At 68.3% G+C, this 18,997-nt stretch carries 18 protein-coding genes and 1 pseudogene; 5 read left to right on the plus strand and 14 right to left on the minus strand.

Annotated features, from left to right (window positions below):
- Nucleotides 1–415 (minus strand): annotated as a pseudogene (locus tag DM816_RS18490) (sensor histidine kinase); the annotation flags it as partial.
- Nucleotides 416–525: 110 nt separating this feature from the next.
- Here DM816_RS18490 and DM816_RS18495 point away from each other — a divergent pair.
- Nucleotides 526–1,662, plus strand: a complete 1,137-nt coding sequence (locus DM816_RS18495; RefSeq protein WP_211588756.1) for a serine hydrolase domain-containing protein — start codon at nt 526–528, stop codon at nt 1,660–1,662.
- Between the two features lie 62 nt (nt 1,663–1,724).
- Here the strand turns inward: DM816_RS18495 and DM816_RS18500 are convergent, their stop codons facing one another.
- From DM816_RS18500 to DM816_RS18510, 3 genes are read right to left on the minus strand one after another with little or no spacing between them, the layout of a single operon-like run.
- Nucleotides 1,725–2,420, minus strand: coding sequence for a CoA-transferase subunit beta (locus tag DM816_RS18500; RefSeq protein WP_117211498.1), 696 nt, complete (start codon nt 2,418–2,420; stop codon nt 1,725–1,727).
- Nucleotides 2,413–3,252 (minus strand): CoA transferase subunit A, encoded by an 840-nt coding sequence (locus DM816_RS18505; protein ID WP_117211499.1) that lies wholly within the window; start codon nt 3,250–3,252, stop codon nt 2,413–2,415. Before DM816_RS18505 ends, DM816_RS18500 begins: the two co-directional genes overlap by 8 nt.
- The gene (locus DM816_RS18510) at nt 3,252–3,992 is read right to left on the minus strand and encodes an enoyl-CoA hydratase family protein (RefSeq protein WP_117211500.1); all 741 of its coding nucleotides are present in this window, start codon (nt 3,990–3,992) and stop codon (nt 3,252–3,254) included. Before DM816_RS18510 ends, DM816_RS18505 begins: the two co-directional genes overlap by 1 nt.
- Before the next feature lie 104 nt (nt 3,993–4,096).
- Here DM816_RS18510 and DM816_RS18515 point away from each other — a divergent pair, with 104 nt between their 5' ends.
- Nucleotides 4,097–4,801: an SDR family oxidoreductase gene (locus DM816_RS18515; protein WP_117211501.1), complete on the plus strand. Its 705-nt coding sequence runs from the start codon at nt 4,097–4,099 to the stop codon at nt 4,799–4,801.
- A 50-nt stretch (nt 4,802–4,851) separates the two neighbouring features.
- Complete coding sequence (locus tag DM816_RS18520) at nt 4,852–6,360, plus strand: aldehyde dehydrogenase family protein (protein WP_117211502.1); 1,509 nt, start codon at nt 4,852–4,854, stop codon at nt 6,358–6,360.
- A 67-nt stretch (nt 6,361–6,427) separates the two neighbouring features.
- Here DM816_RS18520 and DM816_RS18525 read toward each other — a convergent pair whose 3' ends face one another.
- The 4 genes from DM816_RS18525 to DM816_RS18540 form a co-directional block, all read right to left on the minus strand.
- Nucleotides 6,428–6,829 (minus strand): pyridoxamine 5'-phosphate oxidase family protein, encoded by a 402-nt coding sequence (locus DM816_RS18525; RefSeq protein ID WP_117211503.1) that lies wholly within the window; start codon nt 6,827–6,829, stop codon nt 6,428–6,430.
- Nucleotides 6,830–6,845: 16 nt separating this feature from the next.
- Nucleotides 6,846–7,715, minus strand: coding sequence for an SDR family NAD(P)-dependent oxidoreductase (locus tag DM816_RS18530; RefSeq protein ID WP_117211504.1), 870 nt, complete (start codon nt 7,713–7,715; stop codon nt 6,846–6,848).
- Nucleotides 7,716–7,718: 3 nt separating this feature from the next.
- Entirely contained in the window at nt 7,719–8,480 is a 762-nt protein-coding gene (locus DM816_RS18535; RefSeq protein WP_117211531.1) for a glucose 1-dehydrogenase, read from the minus strand.
- Between the two features lie 187 nt (nt 8,481–8,667).
- Nucleotides 8,668–9,306, minus strand: a complete 639-nt coding sequence (locus DM816_RS18540) for a TetR/AcrR family transcriptional regulator (protein WP_117211532.1) — start codon at nt 9,304–9,306, stop codon at nt 8,668–8,670.
- Between DM816_RS18540 and DM816_RS18545 the strand changes: the two genes are divergently transcribed.
- Complete coding sequence (locus tag DM816_RS18545) at nt 9,305–10,384, plus strand: Zn-dependent alcohol dehydrogenase (protein ID WP_117211505.1); 1,080 nt, start codon at nt 9,305–9,307, stop codon at nt 10,382–10,384. The genes DM816_RS18540 and DM816_RS18545 overlap by 2 nt on opposite strands.
- Before the next feature lie 85 nt (nt 10,385–10,469).
- Here DM816_RS18545 and DM816_RS18550 read toward each other — a convergent pair whose 3' ends face one another.
- The 4 genes from DM816_RS18550 to DM816_RS18565 all read right to left on the minus strand — a co-directional run bounded on the left by DM816_RS18550 (nt 10,470) and on the right by DM816_RS18565 (nt 15,955).
- Complete coding sequence (locus DM816_RS18550) at nt 10,470–10,952, minus strand: DUF2231 domain-containing protein (RefSeq protein ID WP_117211506.1); 483 nt, start codon at nt 10,950–10,952, stop codon at nt 10,470–10,472.
- Between the two features lie 25 nt (nt 10,953–10,977).
- Nucleotides 10,978–13,134, minus strand: coding sequence for an amylo-alpha-1,6-glucosidase (locus tag DM816_RS18555; RefSeq protein ID WP_117211507.1), 2,157 nt, complete (start codon nt 13,132–13,134; stop codon nt 10,978–10,980).
- Nucleotides 13,131–14,135, minus strand: coding sequence for an SDR family oxidoreductase (locus DM816_RS18560; protein WP_117211508.1), 1,005 nt, complete (start codon nt 14,133–14,135; stop codon nt 13,131–13,133). Before DM816_RS18560 ends, DM816_RS18555 begins: the two co-directional genes overlap by 4 nt.
- Nucleotides 14,136–14,218: 83 nt before the next feature.
- A complete protein-coding gene (locus DM816_RS18565; protein ID WP_117211509.1) occupies nt 14,219–15,955 on the minus strand; it encodes a thiamine pyrophosphate-dependent enzyme in 1,737 nt (578 codons plus the stop codon).
- A 59-nt stretch (nt 15,956–16,014) separates the two neighbouring features.
- Between DM816_RS18565 and DM816_RS18570 the strand changes: the two genes are divergently transcribed.
- Nucleotides 16,015–18,306 carry a phosphoketolase family protein gene (locus DM816_RS18570; protein ID WP_117211510.1) on the plus strand — a complete coding sequence of 764 codons (2,292 nt, stop codon included), beginning with the start codon at nt 16,015–16,017 and terminating at the stop codon, nt 18,304–18,306.
- 68 nt (nt 18,307–18,374) lie between these two features.
- On the opposite strand, the gene DM816_RS18575 is transcribed toward DM816_RS18570, so the two are convergent.
- On the minus strand, nt 18,375–18,596 hold the full coding sequence (locus tag DM816_RS18575) for a hypothetical protein (protein ID WP_117211511.1): 222 nt from the start codon (nt 18,594–18,596) through the stop codon (nt 18,375–18,377).
- A gap of 194 nt (nt 18,597–18,790) precedes the next feature.
- Nucleotides 18,791–18,988: a DUF1918 domain-containing protein gene (locus DM816_RS18580; RefSeq protein WP_117211512.1), complete on the minus strand. Its 198-nt coding sequence runs from the start codon at nt 18,986–18,988 to the stop codon at nt 18,791–18,793.
- Nucleotides 18,989–18,997: the final 9 nt, after the last annotated feature.

Genomic DNA, 18,997 nt, shown 5'->3' on the forward strand with positions numbered 1-18,997 from the left:
CGGCGGACGGTGCGAGCAGGGCAAGGGTGAGGCGGGCATGCGCGGCGGCCAGGGGCGGGAAGGCGACCGAGCCGAGCGCGGCCAGCAGCGCGAGCTGGGCGACGCCGAGCGCGATCGCGCTCGCCCAGCTGGTCACCGGGAGCTCGATCAGCAGGCGGGGCGGGTCGCCGGCCGGGAACCGCCACCACAGCGGCATGGCGACGGCGGCGAGCAGCCCGTTGCCCAGCCACAGCAGCATGAGTCCGGCCACGATGAGATGCAGTGGCAGCCAGACCAAAAAACGCTTGAGCGGCACGGGTTGCCGCTGGAAAGGCACACCGATCAGATGCGCGGCGCGGCGTTGCTGCCATCGCGCAACGAGCACGGGAAGCAGCACCCCCAGCAGGTAGGTGGTCGCCCGCCACACTTTGTTCACGCTTAACGTCTACCAGGGCGGGGCCGCGCCGACACTACAGCGCGCTGTAGCTTTTTCTGGGCAGCCCGCTGTATCGGATGGGCACCTGCGGCGGACCTAGCGTTGCGCTCATGAGAATTTTGGTTGCCACGGTTGGGCTGGCGGTCCTCGTCGCGTCGGCCGCGGGCTGCTCAGAGCCGGACAAAACGCTGCAGCGGGATGCGGACGCGATCCACGCGCTCGGGCTGGTCAGCGCGCAGGCGCGGTTGGTCGCGGAGGATGGCCGGCAACATGTTGTCACGAGCGGGGTCGCGGACACGCGCACGAAGGAGCCGGTTCCACAGGACGGGCGGTTCCGCATCGCGAGCACCGGCAAGACTTTTGTGGCCGTCGTGGCCCTGCAGCTGGTCGGGGAGGGCCGGCTCTCACTGGACGACACCGTCGAGCGGTGGCTGCCCGGGGTCGTGCAAGGCAACGGCAACGACGGACGGCAAATCACCGTGCGGCAGCTGCTGCAGCACACGAGCGGCATCCCCGACGACTTCCCGGACTACGCGACCGAGGAGGAATTCCGGCGGCACCGGTTCGACGTCTACACGCCGGAGCAGTTGGTTGCGCGGGCGATGAACCATGAACCCGGCTTCCCGCCCGGTACGGCCTGGCGCTACAGCAGCACGGGATATCTGCTCGTCGACATGATTATCGAGCGGGTGACGGGCCGGCCGTGGCACGTGGAGGTCGAGCAGCGGATCCTGCGCCCGCTCGGTCTCACCGAGACCACGTGGCCGGGGCTGTCGCCCGACGTGCCGCGGCCGCACGCCCGCGGATACCACCCGTTCGAGCCCGGTGCGGCGCCGGTGGACGTGACCGAGCAGGTTGTGATCGACCCGGAGGGGGCGATCATCTCGACCACACGCGACCTGAACAGGTTCTTCCGCGCGCTGTTCGGGGGCGAGGTGCTGCGGCCGGCGCAGCTGGCCGAGATGACCCGGACGGTGCCGATCGGGCCGGAGCTCGAACAGGCCATGCCGGGTACGCGATATGGGCTCGGGGTGTTTGAGCGGCCGCTACCGTGCGGCGGCACATACTGGAGCCATCCGGGCGGCGGTGCCGGATATGTGACGGACAACGGCGTCACCGGCGATGGCCGGCGCAGCGTGGTGCTGTCGCTGACGAGTGTGCTCGGTCATACGCCAGAGGATTTCGCGCGGCAGCAAGCCGCGATCGACACCCTGGTGGGCAACGCGTTGTGTGCCAAAGAGTCCTGACACGGGTCGCGCAGCACGGCTCACTCGGCCGGAACGCTTGGCTCCTCCTCAAGCCCGAGGAGTCAAGCGGGGGAGCGCACGCCCCCGGCGAGGCGCTCGATGATTTCGAGCTCGGCCGGCGTGGGCGTGCGCGTGGTCGGCACATCGTCCGGAATGGACAGATCGAACCCTGTGTTGTCGAGCACGTCGTCCAGTGAAACGCCCGGGTGCAGCGAACGCAGCCGCATCGTGCGATCCGGGGTCTCGAAGTCGAGCACCGCCTTGTCGGTGATGACCCGGCGAATCTCGTGGAATCGCGCACCCACCTTGGCCGCCCGGTCGTAACCGATGCCCGACACCATGTCGACCCGCTCCACGAAGACCCGCCTCGTGTGCTTCGGCACAAAATAACTCGTGGTGTGATTGATGGTGTTGCCGGGTGCGCCCCGCACGCCGAGCAGTTGCGACGTGGGCCGGGCCCATTCGCCGATGCACGAGATGTTTTGGTTGCCGTGCCGGTCGAGCTGGCTCGCGCCCATCATGACGTGCCTGCGCCCGGCCGCCACGATGGTGAACACGGCCCGGTATGGCAGCCAACCTTCGATGAGCCCGTCGCGTAACAAATAGGACTCTCCGTCGCCCACCATCAGCTCGGGTGCGAACGTGGCCTGAGCCAGCCGCGCGCCCAGCATGGGCAGCGGCCCCATCGGGCTGGCAAGGATGGCCCCGTCTCCGCGCCAGGCGTCCGCGCAGGCCGCAATGAGGACACCGTCATTCATGCGACCCGACCGCCCTCTGGTAGTCGTCCTCGGTACCGTCCAAATAGGTCGCTCGAAAGGCGGACCACTCGGTTTCGGCATAACGTTTTTGGAACGCCTCGTCCCGCCCGTAATCGGGCGCGCAACTGGTGAAGTGCGCCCCGTGCGGGGTCTCGACCACGCCATCGACCATCATCCGGTTGACCAGCAGGCTCTGCACGGGCCCGGCCTCCCGCAGCTGCGAGGTCTCGACAATCCGTTCGCACGACACGAATCTGCGCGCCGCCGCCAGACAGAACAGGTCGTCGAAGTATGGATCCGGCCCCAGATATTGCCCGTTGCCGCGCCGGTCGGCCCGGTTCAGGTGAATCAGCGCGGCATCCAACTCCAGCGCGGGCATCGCGACAAGCTCCTCGGCATCCCCGTAGGGTGAGCGAACGGTCCGCAGATCGGAGTTCACGGTCATGACGTCGGACCCCAACCCGGCCCGAATCGGCAGGAACGGCAACCGATGCGCGGCCGCCAGCAGCCCCCAGTAGAGCATGCCCTCATCGAGCTCCGTCAACTCGATCGTGCCGTCCTGCCGGCCGCGCCGGAAGTGCGGTTCGAGCGCGATGGTGTCCAGCGACACGAACCCGCACACCACCCGCTTCACCTTGCCCGCGGCCATGAGCAGGCCGACATCGGGCCCGCCGTACGACACGATCGTCAGGTCGGTCAGGTCGGACCGCACGATCGCCCGGATCAGCGCCATGGGCTTGCGCCGCGAGCCCCACCCGCCGACGCCGATCGTCATGCCCGACCGCAGCTCGCCGACGACGTCATCGATCGTCATCACCTTGTCGGTGTCCATCAGCGGCCGTCCACAAACGACTGCCGGGCCCGATCCGAGACTCCGGTCAAGTTGAGTTCAAACGTGAAGCCCTGTTCGTAGCGGTAACTTCGGCGCACGTCGACCGGGTCGATCCCGTTGAGCGACTCCTTGGCGGCCCGGATGATGGTCGGATCCTTGGCGGCGATCTGCCGCGCGGTCTGCAGCGCCGCGTCGCGCAACCGCTCCCTCGGGACGACCTGCAAGACCGAGCCGAACTCCAGCAACTGCTGCGCCGTCGCCGTCTTGCAGGTGTAGACCATGGCCCTCATCATTTTTTCCGGTACGAGGCGAGCCAGGTGCGTTGCCGCGCCGAGTGCACCGCGATCGACCTCGGGCAGGCCGAACGTCGCGTCGTCCGAGGCGATCACGATGTCCGCGTTTCCGGCCAGCCCCACGCCGCCGCCCAGGCAGAACCCATGCACCGCCGCGACGACCGGCACCTCGCACTCGTACACGGCCGCGAATGCGGCAAAGCACCCGCGATTGGCCGCGATCAGTGCCGCGTGCCCCTCGGTGCGCTGCATCTCCTTGATGTCCACGCCGGCGCAGAAGCCCCGCCCCTCGGCCGCGAGCACGACCACCCGCACGCCCGGGTCACGCCCGGCCGCGCGCAAAGTGTCGGCAAGATCGAACCAACCCTGCGCGGGCAGCGCGTTCACGGGCGGGTAGTCGATGACCACCTCGGCAACACCGTCACTGACTCGCTGCACGATGCCCACGGCGGCTCCTGCTCTCGGTGTTCCGCGATTCGCGTGGCCGACGCCCGTGCATGGCCCGTGCGTGGGATGCGAACCTAGCGTTTGCTTGGGTACCGTAACACGGTATGGACTTCACCGGGAAAGTCGTGCTCGTCACCGGCGGCACGCGTGGCATCGGAGCCGGGATCGCCCGGCGCTTCCGGGAGGCGGGCGCCCACGTCGTCGCATTCGGCCGCAGCGAGTGCGACGTGCGCGACCCGGCACAGGTGGACCGTCTCATCACGACAGTTGTCGAACGCCACGGCCGGCTGGACGTAGTCGTCAACAACGCGGGCGGGTCACCCTACGCCGAGGCGGCCACCGCTTCCCCGCGCCTGCACACCAAAGTCATCGAGCTCAACCTCATCGCCCCGCTGCACGTGTCCCAGCGCGCCAACGCCGTGATGCAGACCCAAGGCGAAGGCGGCTCGATCATCATGATCGGCAGCGTGAGCGGTGCCCGCCCCTCGCCCGGCACGGCCGCATATGGCGCGGCCAAGGCGGGTCTGCACCACCTCGCCACTTCGCTTGCCGTCGAATGGGCCCCGCGAGTGCGCGTGAACAGCCTCGTCGTCGGGCTCGCCGAAACCGAGGCGGCCCGCGACCACTACGGCGACTCGCTGGCCGACGTGTCCGCGACGGTCCCGATGGGCCGCATGGCCACACCCGACGACGTGGCCGACGCGTGCCTCTTCCTCGGCTCGCCCCTGTCGGCCTACATCACCGGCGCGTCCATCGCGCTGCACGGCGGGGGCGAACGTCCGGCGTACCTAGCGGCCGTGCGCCGCTGAGAGTACTCTCCCAAAATTAGAACACGTTTCAAAAGTGAGGGAGGGGTGCAATGGTCGCCTCGATCATGCCGCATCGCGACGCGGTCGGACTGCCCGACGGCCTCCTGCTCATCGACGGCGCATGGCGCGAGTCCACCTCGGGCGAAACCTGGACCCACCGGCATCCGGCAACGGGGGAGGAGGTCGGGAGCTTCCCGGTGTCCACTGTGGAGGACGTGGACCGGGCCGTGCGGGCCGCGCGGGCGGCGTTCGACGAGGGGCCGTGGCCGCGCAGCCGGGCCAAGGAGCGCATCACCGTGCTGCGGCGCACCGCCGAGCTCATCCGGCAGCACGCCGACGAACTGCTCACGCTGCAGGCGCTGGACAACAGCGTGCCGGTGTCGTTCAACACCACCTACGCGATGTCGATCGACGCGGTGGCCGACGCGTTCGACTACCACGCGGGCTGGATCGACAAGCTCGGCGGCGAGACGCTCTGGCCGTACCAGGGTGGCGACCACATGGTGTTCACCCTGCGCGAGCCGATCGGGGTGGTCGCGGCGGTCGTGCCGTGGAACGCGCCGCTGTTGCTGAGCGCGCAAAAGCTCGCCCCCGCCCTGGCCGTCGGCTGCACGGTGGTGCTCAAGCCGTCCGAATACGCCACGTTCACCGTGCTGAAGCTGGCCCGCCTGCTCGAAGCGGCGGGACTCCCGCCCGGCGTGCTCAACATCGTGACCGGGCCGGGCGACCCGACCGGCGACGCGCTCATCAACCACCCGGGCGTCGACAAGATTACGTTCACCGGGAGCCGCGAGACCGGACGGCGCGTGATGGCCGCCGCCACGTCCACGTTCAAGCGCGTGAGCCTCGAACTCGGCGGCAAGAGCCCGGCGCTCGTGTTCGCCGACGCGGACGTGTACTCGGCAGCCGCCATCACCATGGGCACCGTCACGTTAGGACTGTCCGGGCAGGCGTGCGTGGCGCAGACCCGGGCCATCGTGCACCGCGACATCTACGACCAGTTCGTCGCGATCGCGTCGGGCATGTCGGAGATCGTGGGGTACGGCGACCCGTTCGACCCACTGGTCACGGCGGCCCCACTGATCAACGGGCGGCAGGTCGAGCGGGTGCTCGGGTTCGTGTCGAAGGGGCACGAGGAGGGCGCCCGGCTGGTGTGCGGCGGGGAACGCCTCGGCGGCGAGTTCGCGGCGGGCAACTTCGTGTCGCCTGCCGTGTTCGCGGACGTGAAGAACGACATGACCATCGCGCGGCAGGAAATCTTCGGGCCGGTGCTGTGTGTCGTGCCGTTCACCGACGAGGACGAGGGCGTGCGCCTGGCCAACGACACCGAGTACGGCCTGGGTGCGACGGTGTGGACCACCGACGTGAAGCGGGCGATGCGCGTGACGCGGCAGCTCCGCGCGGGCACCGTGGGCGTCAACGGGTACCAGCTGGAAATCCACGCCCCCTTCGGCGGTTTCGGCCAATCGGGCCTCGGCAGGGAGGGCGGCCGCTCATCCATCGAGGCCTACACGGAGCTCAAGACCGTGCTCCTCCCGACAACCGAGGAGCTCATGTAGTCACGCTTGATCGTTGTCACGCCCTGAGGTGCGCAAAGCGCTTGCGGCACCCGAGACGTGGCAACGATCAAACCAGCTTGCGGTGATCCCACGAGCTGACGCGGGTGGGAGAAACCAGCCACGCCAGGCGTTTGCGCGCCGTGTATTCGATGAACTCGTCAAGCCCTGTGCCGATCCCGCGCCCCACAAGGCGCCCGACGGTCAGCACGTCGGTCGGCTCGGCGACGCCGCTGATCTGCACGCCGCGCAGCTCGAAGTAGTCGATGCCGTCCTCGATGAGCACGGTCACCCGCGCGTCGCGCAGGATGTTGAGCGCCTTCTGCGAGGAACGATAGGTCCAGAAGGCGACCCGCCCGTCCAGCATCGCATAGAACATGGTCACCAGGTGTGGCGTGCCATCGCGGTTGATGGTCGCCAGCTGCATCTTGCGATTGCTCGCGAGAAACGAGGACGTCTCCTCGTCCGTCATCGCGATTTTCGCGCGCTCATTCGCCAAAGGTCGACTCCGCCAGCGGCAGGGTGTCGTGACACACGAATCCGGTGCTGTCCATGGGGCCGAGCACCTTGTGCAGATCGTCAACTGTCCACATCGGAGCCTCCGCGCGCCAGTGTGCCCGCACGGTCGGTGGGCCCATCACGGCAGCGACGTTGCCGTGCACCACGAACACCTCGCCCGTGATGTGCTCGGACGCGGGGCTCGCGAGATAGACCACGAGTGGGGCCACGCAATCGGGGCTCATCGGGTCGTGTTCATCGGGAGCAGGCCCCATGAGCGCGGAAGTCATCGACGTGCGTGCCCGGGGGCAGATCGCGTTGGCCCGCACACCATAGCGGGCACAGCTGCGTGCCGTCGCCAGCGTCAGCGCGGTGATCCCGGCCTTCGCGGCCGCGTAGTTGGGCTGCCCCGCCGACCCGAGCAGGAACGCCTCCGACGACGTGTTGACGATGCGCCCATACACGGGCTTGCCCGCGGCCTTGGACGCCTCGCGCCAGTGCGCCGTCGCGACCCGCGTCGTCACGAAATGCCCCCGCAGGTGGACCCGCATCACCAGGTCCCACTCCTCCTCGGACATCGTGAAGACCATCCGATCCCGCAGCACGCCCGCGTTGTTCACCAGGATGTCAAGCCCGCCAAAGGGTTTCAGCAGTGCCTCGGCCGTCTCCATGAGCGAGATGTCACCCGGCACGACCACCGCCTGCCCGCCGATCTCCGCGGCCACCCGGTCCAGCGCCTCGCCCGGCAGATCGTTGAGCACGACCCGCGCGCCCGCCTTCGCCAGTGCGATCGCTTCCGCCCGCCCCAGCCCGTTTCCCGCGCCCGTAACGGCCGCGACTTTCCCGTCCAAATCAAACATCTTCTAGTACCCCGGCCCGCTCAGCATCCCGCCGTCCGCAACGAACTCGGCCCCGGTGCAGTAGGACGACTCGTCGGACGCGAGAAACACCACCAGCTTCGAGATCTCCGCCGATTCCCCGAACCTCGGGATCGGCATGTTCGCCAGGAACGCCTGCGGGTCGACCCGGCTGAACACCTCGGCCGCGCCGAGGGCCATCTTGGTCATGATGCCGCCCGGGTGCACGGAGTTGACCCGGATGCCCGAGTGCCCGAGCTCCTGCGCCGCCGCCCGGGTCACCCCGCGCACGCCGAACTTGCTCGCGCTGTAGGCCGACAGCCCGCTCGCGCCCGCGAACCCCTCGATCGACGACACGTTGATGATCGAGCCCCCGCCGGCCGTGGTCATCGGGTCGATCACGGCCTTGACGCCCAGCCACATGCCCACGAGATTGACCTCAAGCACCTGCCTGAAGTCTTCGAGGCTCATGTCGCGGATCAGCGCGTGCCGCAGGATGCCCGCGTTGTTGACGAGAATGTCAAGGCGCCCAAAACTTTCGACCGTGTGCTCCACGATGTCCGCCCACTGGCCGGGGTCGGTCACGTCGTGGTGCATGTAGCGGGCGTGTTCGTCGCCCAGCTGGTCGGCCACGCGCTTGCCGTCGTCGTCGAGCACATCACCGAACACGACCTTGGCGCCCTCGGCCACGAAGTGCCTGACGTGGGATTTGCCCATGCCACGCGCGCCGCCGGTGACCAGTGCGACCTTTCCCTTGAGCCGGTCCATGCGATCCTCTTTTCCGCGCAGCGGCTTCAGCCCGGACCGCTTCGCGGCCGGCCCCCAGCCGCGGCTTTTCCGCGTCGCGGGTGGCGGCCGAAGGCCGACATCTGCGAGCCGGAATTGCCGCAGCAAAATCACGGCTTCGCCTGAACGGAGTTCGGCCCGCCCAAGCGCTTGCTTGGTTTGCACGGTATCAGCTGGCGGCGATCCCGTCGAACATCAGCTTCAGGAAGCCGTCGGCGACCTGCTCCGGGCTCCACTGCCCGCCCGGCCGGTGCCAGCGCACCGGCATCCAGAGGATGTCGCGCAGCAGCCGATAGGTCAGCTTGGGATCGAGGTCGCGGCGGAACTGGCCCGCCTTCACCCCCTTTTCGAGCTGGTCGACCCAGATGTGCTCGATCTCGCGCAGCGCGTCGCGCAGGTAGCCGAAGCGTGGCGCGGAGCTGAAGTAGCTCCAGTCGTTTTGCAGCATCATCAGTGCGGCGCGGTGGCGGGACAGGGTGTCCACAGTGGACCGCACGATCCGCTCCAGCACCGTCCGAGGGTCCGGCCCCTCGGCCACGGCGACGCGATAGTCGTCGAGCACGTCGTTGAGGAAGCTGGTCAGGATCTCGTCGCCGATCGACTCCTTGGAGTCGAAGTGGTGGTACAGGCTGCCGGAAAGGATGCCCGCCGCGTCGGCGATCTCGCGCACCGTGGTGGCGCGGAACCCCTTCTCGGCGAACAGCTCCCCGGCGAGCGACACCAGGTGGGCTCGGCGTTCGGACGGGATCGTGGTCACCTGCCCATTATGCTTGCCAACAAAATTGAAACCTGTTCTACTCTGTGGCATGCGTGCGGCGGTGCTGAATTCGGTCGACGAAAAGATCACCATTCGGGACGACGTGAACATCGTGGGGCCGGGTCCGGGCGAGGTGCGCGTCTCGGTGCGCGCGGCCGGGGTGTGCCACTCCGACCTTTCGGCGCGCAGCGGGGCCCTGCCGCAACCCGTGCCGGCGATCCTCGGGCACGAGGCGGCGGGAGACGTCATCGGGGTGGGCGAGGGCGTGCACAACATCGCGGTGGGCGACCGGGTCATCGCGAGCTGGCTGCCGCCGTGTGGCACGTGCAACTCGTGCCTGCGCTACGAGCCGTACCTGTGCGTGACGCACGTGATGACGGCTTATGTGATGCCCCGCTTCATGGTCGGGGAAGCACCCGCGTTCGGCATGGCGGGCGTCGGTGCGTTCGCCCAGGAACTCGTGATCCCCGAGGCCGCCGCAATAAAGATCGCCGACGACGTACCGTATGAGATCGCCGCGCTGGTCGGCTGCGGCGTCATGACGGGCGTCGGCGCGGTCATCAACACCGCGCGCGTGGAGCCCGCTGCGACCGTTGCGGTTATCGGCTGTGGTGGCGTGGGCATCTCCGCCATCCAGGGCGCCCGGGTCGCGGGCGCGTCCCTCATCGTGGGCGTCGACACCAACGAGTCCAAACACGACACGGCTTTGCGTTTCGGCGCGACCCACGCCACCGCGCCCGACCAGATCAATGAGCTCATCGCCGAGCAGACCGGGGGCGAGGGCTTCGACTACGTGTTCGAGGTGGTCGGCGCGCCGGCGACGATCCGGGCCGCGTGGCAGGCGTGCCGCCGCGGCGGGACCGTCGTCATCGTGGGCGCGGGCCGGGCCGACCAGCAGGTCGAGTTCAGCCCCTTCGAGCTGCTGTTCGAGGGCAAGACCATGATGCCGTCGCTCTACGGCAATGCCGACGTGCGCCGCGACTGCACCCGCGTGCTCAACCTGTGGCGCGCCGGCCGGCTCGACCTCGAAGGCATGATCACGCACCGCCTGCGCCTGGACGACGTCGAGGAAGCGCTGGGCGCCCTCGGCCGTGGTGACGTCGTCCGCCAAGTGATTCTCCACGACTAAGTGGACGTGCAGCTGTATGCCGTCGACTGAGAAACGCATTGGTGGGGCCCGGCTTTCCGGGCCCCACCAATTGGGCTTCCCCTGGCTAACGTGGGGCGGCGTGCAGTGAGCTCGGGGCGTTGAGGCCCGCGTTGTCGTCGACGCCGACGCCGAGGCGCTCGACCAGTTCGCCGCCCAGCCAGGCGGTCACCGTGGCGAGCACGAGGCCCGCGAAGCTGAGGATCAGCGCGAGTGCGCCCGGCCGCCACTGGTCGACTCCGGCACGCGCCAGCCAGCTGCCCAGGAACAACAGCGTGACCACGACGTTGCCGACGCCGTGCAGGGTGCCGACCCGCTTGGCCCGGGTGTTGGCCGGAATGGCCATCCAGTCGATGAGCCCGAACAGCGCGGCGACCAGACCGCCGATGATGCCCGCGCCCATCGTGTAACCGGCGGCGATGCTAAACCCCGTCCGGTCCGTGATGAGGTAGATGATGTCGAATATTACGGCGGTGGACAGGAGCCCGAGCGGGAACACAATCAGCATCGGGTGGATCGCGTGTCCCATCGCCTTCGCGCGGCTTCTCATACTATGAAAATGCCCCGGGCCAGACCTACCCAAACCAGGATACGGGCCATCGAAGGACCCGAATCCGGTCGCCCGATGTGGTGATTTTCGCGCCGCCGTGCCGGTCTCGGCGCACGGTGAGGTCAAACGTCGCCCCGCCCACGCGAACTCCTTCCAACGCCAGATCCGGCAGCCACTCCGGCAGGTGTGGATCGACCAGGATGCCGCGCACCGGCACGGCCGGGCGCAGCGCCAGCAATGCCTGGACGACCGCGATGATCGTGCTGGCGGACCAGGCCTGCGGCGAGCAGGAGTGCGGGTAGACCCCCGGATAGGGGTGGGCCTCGTCGCGCGGCAGGCCCGAGATGACCTCCGGCAGCCGGTGCCCCTCGAACAGCGCGGCCGCCTCGAAGGTTGCCTTGGCGAGCCGATGCAAATGATTCCAGCAGCCGTACCGTGCGAGTCCAATCGCGACAGTTCCCGCCTCCACCGGCCACACGCTGCCCCGGTGATAGCTGAACGGGTCGTAGGCCGGGTGGTCCGACGAAAGCGTGCGCACGCCCCACCCGCTGAACATGTCGGGCGCGAGCAGACGCGCCGCCACGACGGGCCCAAACGCGCGCGGCACGATGCCGGTGGCCAGCAGGTGCCCGTCGTTGGAGTTGACCGAGCGCACCTGACGCTTGTCGGGCCCGAGCGCCAGGGCGTAGCAGCCGTGCTCCGGCATCCAGAATGCCTCGTGGAACCGGCGCCGCAACCGGCGTGCCTTGGCGACCAGTGCGGCGGCGAAGGCCCGATCGCCCGCCGCCGCGAACGCCATCGCGCTGTGCCGAAGCGCCGCATAGTGGTAGGCCTGCAACTCGCTCGTGGCGATGGGATTCTCCACGACCTTGCCGTGCTCGTCGACGATCGCCGTCTCGGAGTCCTTCCAGCCCTGGTTCTTCACGCCGTGCTTGGACCGCGTTTGGTACTCGATGAAGCCGTCGCCGTCGAGGTCGGCATAGCGTTCCAGCCATTGATGCGCGAGCCGGGCGGTGGGCAGCAACTCGTGGACGGTGTCCAGATCGCCCGTCCATGCCAGGTACTGCCCAAGGAACATCAGGAAGTCCGGTGACGTCGACCAGTCGCCGTAGTACGCGGTGAACGGGTCCTTGTTTAGTTTGGACAGTGGGCCGTGCCGCGCCTGGTGGATCATCTTGCCCGGTTCTTCGTCGCGCCAATCATCTATGCGTGTACCGACGTGGGCCGCGTTGAGCAGCAAGGCATCGCGCAGCATTGTCGGGCCGGCCAGCAGCGCCTGCCATCCGGCCGTCAGCGTGTCGCGGCCGAAAATCTGTTGGTAGATGGGCAATCCCGCGATCGGCGCGGCCGGACCGGGCGGCTCGCCGAGCGGCAGGCACGCCAGATCGCCCACCGCGGACTGCCATGCCGCCGCCACGTCGAGGTTGGTCGAGCGCAGCGTGGCGAGCTCGCCCCACAGCACGGTGCGGGCCCGGGCGGCGAGGTCGTCGGGTTCGCTGAACGTGCCCGGGGGCGCGTGCCAGGTGACACCGTCGATCACCGGCTCGGTCACGACGTCGAACGAAGCCATCCCACCGGGCGGGAGCGACACGTCAAGCGCGAGCCCACCGTCGTGATAGGATACTGGTCGGTAATGTCCTCGTTCAGGCGAAGCCGCTGCGGGGATTACCGTAAAGGTCACGGCGAGGTCCAGATCGGGGTGGCCGTAGTCGAGCCGCAGCTGCGACGCGGCCGGGCTCCACGTGCCCGTGACGGGGGCCTCCTGCTGGCGGCGGCCCTGCGCGGCCTCGTCGGTGTCGGCGAAGTCGGCGTCGAGCTCCAGCTCGAACCGAAAGCGCTGCTCCTCGTCGGAGTAGCTTTCCAGCCGGTACCTCGTGCGCAGCCCCTCACCGAGAAACCGTTCGACCATCAAATACACGCCCCGGTGCGGGAGCTTCTCACCGTCGACCAACTGCGCGTACGACAGCGCAGCGTGCGCGCCGACCTTGGCCGTGGAAAACGCCCGCGGCTCCCGCCCGTTGACGGTCAGCCGCTCCCGCGACAGCACCCGCGTGTTGCGGGCGAAGAACCCCTGCGGGTCGGTGCCCGCGATCCGCCCGAACACGTCCGTGATCAGGACATTCCAGCCGCTGGAGACGTACAGCAGATCCGGCCGGACCCGAAGGTCGCGGACTTGTGTCATCGCCGTCCGCCCGCCCTTCGGATGAGCATTATGGCCACGGCCAGTCCGGCCGCGGCCGCCACGCGCCCGGCGTTCGGGTTGAGCCCGAACAGCTTGGTGTAGGCGCTCGTCGACTTGGAGTACTGCCCGAACCGGCCGGTGGCCGAGCCGGTGCCGGTGCTCGGTGCGAACAGATTGTCCTTGCCGTCGTCGGCCCGATCGGTGCGCTGGCTGCCGATCGCGTCGCCGGGCCCGCGCAGGTACCAGTCGACAAGGCTCGGGCTGATCCGCTGCATCACATCGGCCAGGCGCCCGGTCCCGCCCACATACACGTGGCGCACGGGGGTTTCGGCCGCGGCGACGATCGTCCGGGCCACCACGGACGGCTCGTAAACCCGCCCGACAGGCTTGGGGGCGACCCCGATTTTCGAGCGCGCGTTGTCGAACAGCGGCGTGTTGATCGACGACGGCAGCACGTCGACGAGCTTCACCGGCGAGCCCTGCGCCGCGAGTTCGAGCCGCAGCGCCTCGCCGAAGGCCACGATCCCGTGCTTGGCGGCGCAGTAGGCCGCCTGCAACGGGATCGCCCGCTTGCCGAGCGCCGACGACACGTTGATCAGTGTGCCGGCCGACTCGTGCAGATAGGGCAGGGCCGCCTTCATGCCGTAGATCTGGCCCATGAGGTTGACCTCGATGACCCGGTGCAGTTCGTCGAGGTCCATCTGCTCGACCGTGCCGTACGTCGACACGGCCGCGTTGTTGACCCACACGTCGATGCGCCCGAACCGCTCGGCGGCCCGCGACGCGAGCTGCGTGACCTGTTTGGCCTCGCTGACGTCGGTCACCACGGGCAGCGCCTGCCCGCCCAACCGTCCGATCTCGGTGGCCAGGGTGTCCAGCGCCTCACCGTTGCGCGCGGCCACGACCACACCCGCACCCCGGCGGGCGAACTCCAGCGCGGTCTCCCGGCCGATGCCGGACGAGGCGCCTGTGATGACGACGACCTGCTTGGGCACGTCCATGCGCGGGCAATCCCCGCATCGACACCCCTTGAAACCCCTCCGCGTTGATCATGAACTTAAGTCCATGATCAACCGGAAAGGGGTCACGCGCCCAGTTGCTGGATTTTGTCTTTGAACAGTGTTGTGGCGATGGCTGCGCGGTGGGGTTGGCCCTTGAGGAAGGCGGCCGCGAAGTTCTTGGCCTGCTCGTAGGTGACCTTGCCGGGCATGGGCGGCTCGTTGGGGTCCACGTCGATGTCGACCAGCGCCGGGCCGTCGAAGGCCATGGCCTCGCGCAGCGCGGCCTCGACCTCCGAGGCCTTCTCGACCTTCGCGCCGAAACCACCGCACGACCGCGCCCACGCCGAGAAGTCCGGCCGCGGGTCGCCGAAGCGCACACCGTGCTCGGGATAGCCCAGCGCCATCTGCTCCCACAGGATCATGCCCAGCGAGTTGTTGTTGTTCACGACCACCTTGACCGGCAACCCATAGCGGGCGGCCGTGTGGAACTCGGCCATCACCATCGCGAACGCGCCGTCGCCCACATATGCGATGACCTGCCGGTCCGGCTGCGCGAGCGCGATCGCGTTGGCATAGGGCAGGCCGCAGCCCATCGTCGCGAGACTGCCCGAGTGATGGAACTCGCGCGTGCCCCGGATCGTGAAGTGCCGCGCGGCCCAGCTCACCACGGTGCCCGAATCGGTGCACAGCACGGCGTCGTCATCGGCGATGCGGGAGATGACCGAGGCCACGTATTGCGGGGCGATCGGGTCGCGCGACGGCTCCTCCAGAGCGTCCATTGTGGACCGCCACTGGTCCATCTTCTCGCGGTACGCGTCGAGGCGTGCGGTGGATTCGCGCCTGTTCAGCAGCGGGAGCAGCTCGACCAGCGTGCGGCCGACATCACCGGCCACGGGCACGTCGGTGGGCAGGCGGGCGCCTGCGCGCATCGGGTCGAGCTCGATGTGGACGACCCGCGCCGCGCCGGGCTTGGGAAGGTACTCCACATAAGGAAAATTGGTTCCCAGGAGCAGAAGCGTGTCGGTATCGGCGATGAGATCCTCGCTCGGGCCGGTGCCCAGCAGCCCGAGGCCGCCGGTGGTCAGCGGGGAGTCGTCGGCCACGACCATCTTGCCAAGCAGCGACTTGATGATCGGCGCGTCGAGGGCCACGGCCGCCCGCTCGACCAGCGGCCCGGCGCCGCGCGCACCGACACCCACCAGGATCGTGACCCTGCGGCCCGCGTTGAGCACGTCGGCCGCCCGGCCAAGCTCGTCCGGGGAGGGGATGCCCGAGGCGGGGACGAAGACCGGCGCAGGCCCGGAAACCGTTGGCGCATCAGCGGTCTGCACATCATTGGGGATGCTCAGATGCGCGACGCCCTGGCGGGCGTAAGCCGCGCGGATCGCGTTGTCCACGACAAAGGGCAATTGCGCCGGGTTGGTGATGACAAGGTTGTATTCGGCGACATCTGCCAGCAGCCGGTCGAGGTGGACTTCTTGTTGGTACGAGGTGCCGAGCAGCGATGTCTCCTGCATGCCCGTGATCGCGAGCACCGGGGCGTGGTCCAGCTTGGCGTCATACAGCCCGTTGGCCAGGTGGATGCCGCCCGGCCCGCTGGTCGCCAGGCACACCCCGATCCGGCCGGTTGCCTTGGCGTGGGCGCACGCCATCAGCGCGGCCGCCTCCTCGTGATGCACGAGCACGAAGCGCACCCGCTTCTCGTGCCGGCGAAGTCCCTCCATCAACCCGTTGATCCCGTCGCCGGGCAGGCCGAACACCGTGTCCACACCCCAGTCGGCCAGCCTGCCGATCAAGGCCTCTGCCGCGATTACCGCCATGCGGGCCCCATACCCCGGCTAGCGTGAAATTATGAGCGAGGGCTTGCCCGAGTGAATCGATAGGCAGGCACGCCCAGCGGAGCGGAGGGAGGCCATTGGACGATGCAGATTTCGAGCTCATCGATGTCTGGTGGCGTGCGGCCAACTATCTGACGGTTGGCCAGATCTACTTGATGGACAATCCGCTGTTGCGCGAGCCGTTGCGGCGGGAGCATGTGAAGCCGCGGCTGCTCGGGCACTGGGGGACCGGCCCCGGGTTGAACCTGATCTGGGCCCATCTCAATCGGGTGATCAAGGCACGGGACGTGGACGTCATGTTCGTGACCGGGCCCGGGCACGGCGGGCCGTCGATCGTGGCGAACACATGGCTGGAGGGCCGGTTCAGCGAGTTGTATCCGAGCGTGTCGCGGGATGCGTCCGGGATGGCGCGGTTGTTCCGGCAGTTTTCGTTTCCGGGCGGCATCCCGAGTCATGTGGCGGCGGAGGTGCCCGGGTCGATCCACGAGGGCGGCGAGCTCGGCTATTCGCTGATGCACGCCTACGGCGCCGCGCTGGACAACCCGGATCTCGTGGTGGCGTGCGTGATCGGCGATGGCGAGGCGGAGACCGGCCCGCTGGCCGGGTCGTGGTTCGGCAACGTGTTCCTGAGCCCGGTCACCGACGGGGCGGTGCTGCCGATTCTGCACCTGAACGGGTTTAAGATCGCCAATCCGGCGGTGCTGGCACGGATACCGGATGATGACTTGGTGTCGCTGCTGCGCGGGTACGGGTACCGCCCGGTGGAGGTGGCCGGCGACAAGCCGCACGAGGTGCATCAGGAGCTGGCCCGCGCGCTGGACTGGGCGTTCGACGAGATCGGCGCGATCCAGCGGCATGCACGGTCCACAAACGACAACGGGCGGCCGCGCTGGCCGATGATCGTGCTGCGTACGCCGAAGGGATGGACCGGGCCGGGTGAAGGCACGGTGCACGCCCACCAGGTGCCGGAGGTGGACATCCCGCACGGGCTGCAGGAGTGGATGCGCTCGTACCGGCCGGACGATCTGTTCACCGATGAGGGTGTGCCTCGGGTCGACGAGCTGATCCCGGCGCGCCGGATGAGCGCCAGCCCGCACGCCAACGGTGGTGAGCTGTTGCGTGATCTGGTGCTGCCCTCTCTCGACCCGTATGGCGTGCCGCTCGGTGAATTCGAAGCCACCAAGGTCGCGGGGGAGTGGCTGCGCGACGTCGTGAAGGCCAACCCGGATCGGTTCCGGTTGTTCGGGCCGGACGAGGTGGAGTCCAACCGGTTGGGCGCGGTGCTGGAGGCGACCGATCGGGCGTTCACGCTCGACGGCACGTCCGGGCGGGTGATCGAGGTGCTGTCGGAGCACCTGTGCCAGGGCCTGCTGGAGGGCTACCTGCTGACCGGGCGGCACGGGTTGCTCACGTCGTACGAAGCGTTCATCCACATCGTGGATTCGATGGTCAACCAGCATGCCAAGTGGCTCAAGGTATCGCGGGGGATCGCGTGGCGGCGGCCGATCGCGTCGCTGACCTATCTGCTGTCCAGTCACGTGTGGCGGCAGGACCACAATGGGTTCTCGCATCAGGACCCGGGTTTCATCGACCATGTGGTGAACAAGAAGGCCGAGGTCGTGCGGGTGTATCTGCCGCCGGACGCCAACACCCTGCTGTCCACTTTGGACCACTGCTTGCGCAGCCGGCACTACATCAACGTGGTGGTGGCCGGCAAGCAGCCCGCCCCGTCGTGGCTCACGCTGGAGGAGGCGAAGCTGCACTGCCGCCGGGGCGTGGGCATCTGGCAGTGGGCGTCAACCGATGACGGCGGTGAGCCGGATGTGGTGCTGGCGTGCGCCGGTGACGTGCCCACCCTGGAGACCCTTGCTGCGGCCGATCTGCTGCGCCAGCACCTGCCGTCGCTGCGCGTGCGCGTGGTCAATGTGGTTGACCTGATGCGGTTGCAGCCACCGTCGGAGCATCCACACGGCATGCCCGATGCGTTGTTCGACACGGTGTTCACCAAGGACCGGCCGGTCATCTTCGCCTACCACGGCTATCCGTGGCTGATCCACCGGCTCACATACCGGCGCACCAATCACGGCAACCTGCACGTGCGCGGGTACAAAGAGGAGGGCACGACCACGACCCCGTTCGACATGGTGATGCTCAACGATCTCGACCGCTTCCACCTCGTGATGGACGTCATCGACCGCGTGCCGGGGCTGTCGGTGCGGGCCGCACAGCTGCGCCAGCTGATGGAGGACGAACGCCAGCGTTGCCGCGACCACACCCGCGCCACGGGCGAAGACGCCCCGCAGATCCGCGACTGGGCCTGGCCCAGCCGCTAGCGGCCTCCTTCGCGACGCGGCCTCACGCACGCCGGCGCGCGCAGCGGTCGGTCGGTGATGCGGCCGCTCTAGCCAGCTGGCTTCGTCATGTGCCGATTCATCTCATCGGAAATCGCGTACGCCAACACCTCGCCGACTCGGGCCGTCAAGCCCTGCATCGCCTCCACGAGCATCGTCAGCCCCTGCTGCAACACCTCCTGACTCTGCTCCACACGCTCGACCTGCTGCAGCATGGCCGCATCACGCTGCAGCAGGGCCGCCTGACTTTGCCTGTTGCCCGTGAGTTTCATGACCTGCTCATGACCAGCAAAGGAGACACCTGACCGTGGTGACCGTGGTTCCGGCCAAGCCGGAAGATGCCCGAGCCATTGCCGATCTCATGGAGGAAATCGACCGCTTCTACGGCGGCACGGAGTTCGAGCCGGTTGACGAACGGATGCGGCAGATCACCGGGCCAAGCCGCGCTTTCGGTGCGACAGCTTTTCTAGCCCGCCTGCTCGGACTGCTCGATGTGGCACTCCGAACCGGGATAGACCAGGGTCTCGCGGTTGCTGTCGACCCATTTGACGGTGTAGGGCGGCGTGCCGTCGGCGTGTGACACCTCCGAGATGACACCGATCCGCTTCGGGTCGCCGACGTGTACACCCTCCATGATGAGGCGGTCTCCAACCTTGGCGTGCATGGCGTTTCT

The sequence above is a fragment of the Allorhizocola rhizosphaerae genome (assembly GCF_003426775.1).
Lineage (GTDB): Bacteria > Actinomycetota > Actinomycetes > Mycobacteriales > Micromonosporaceae > Allorhizocola > Allorhizocola rhizosphaerae.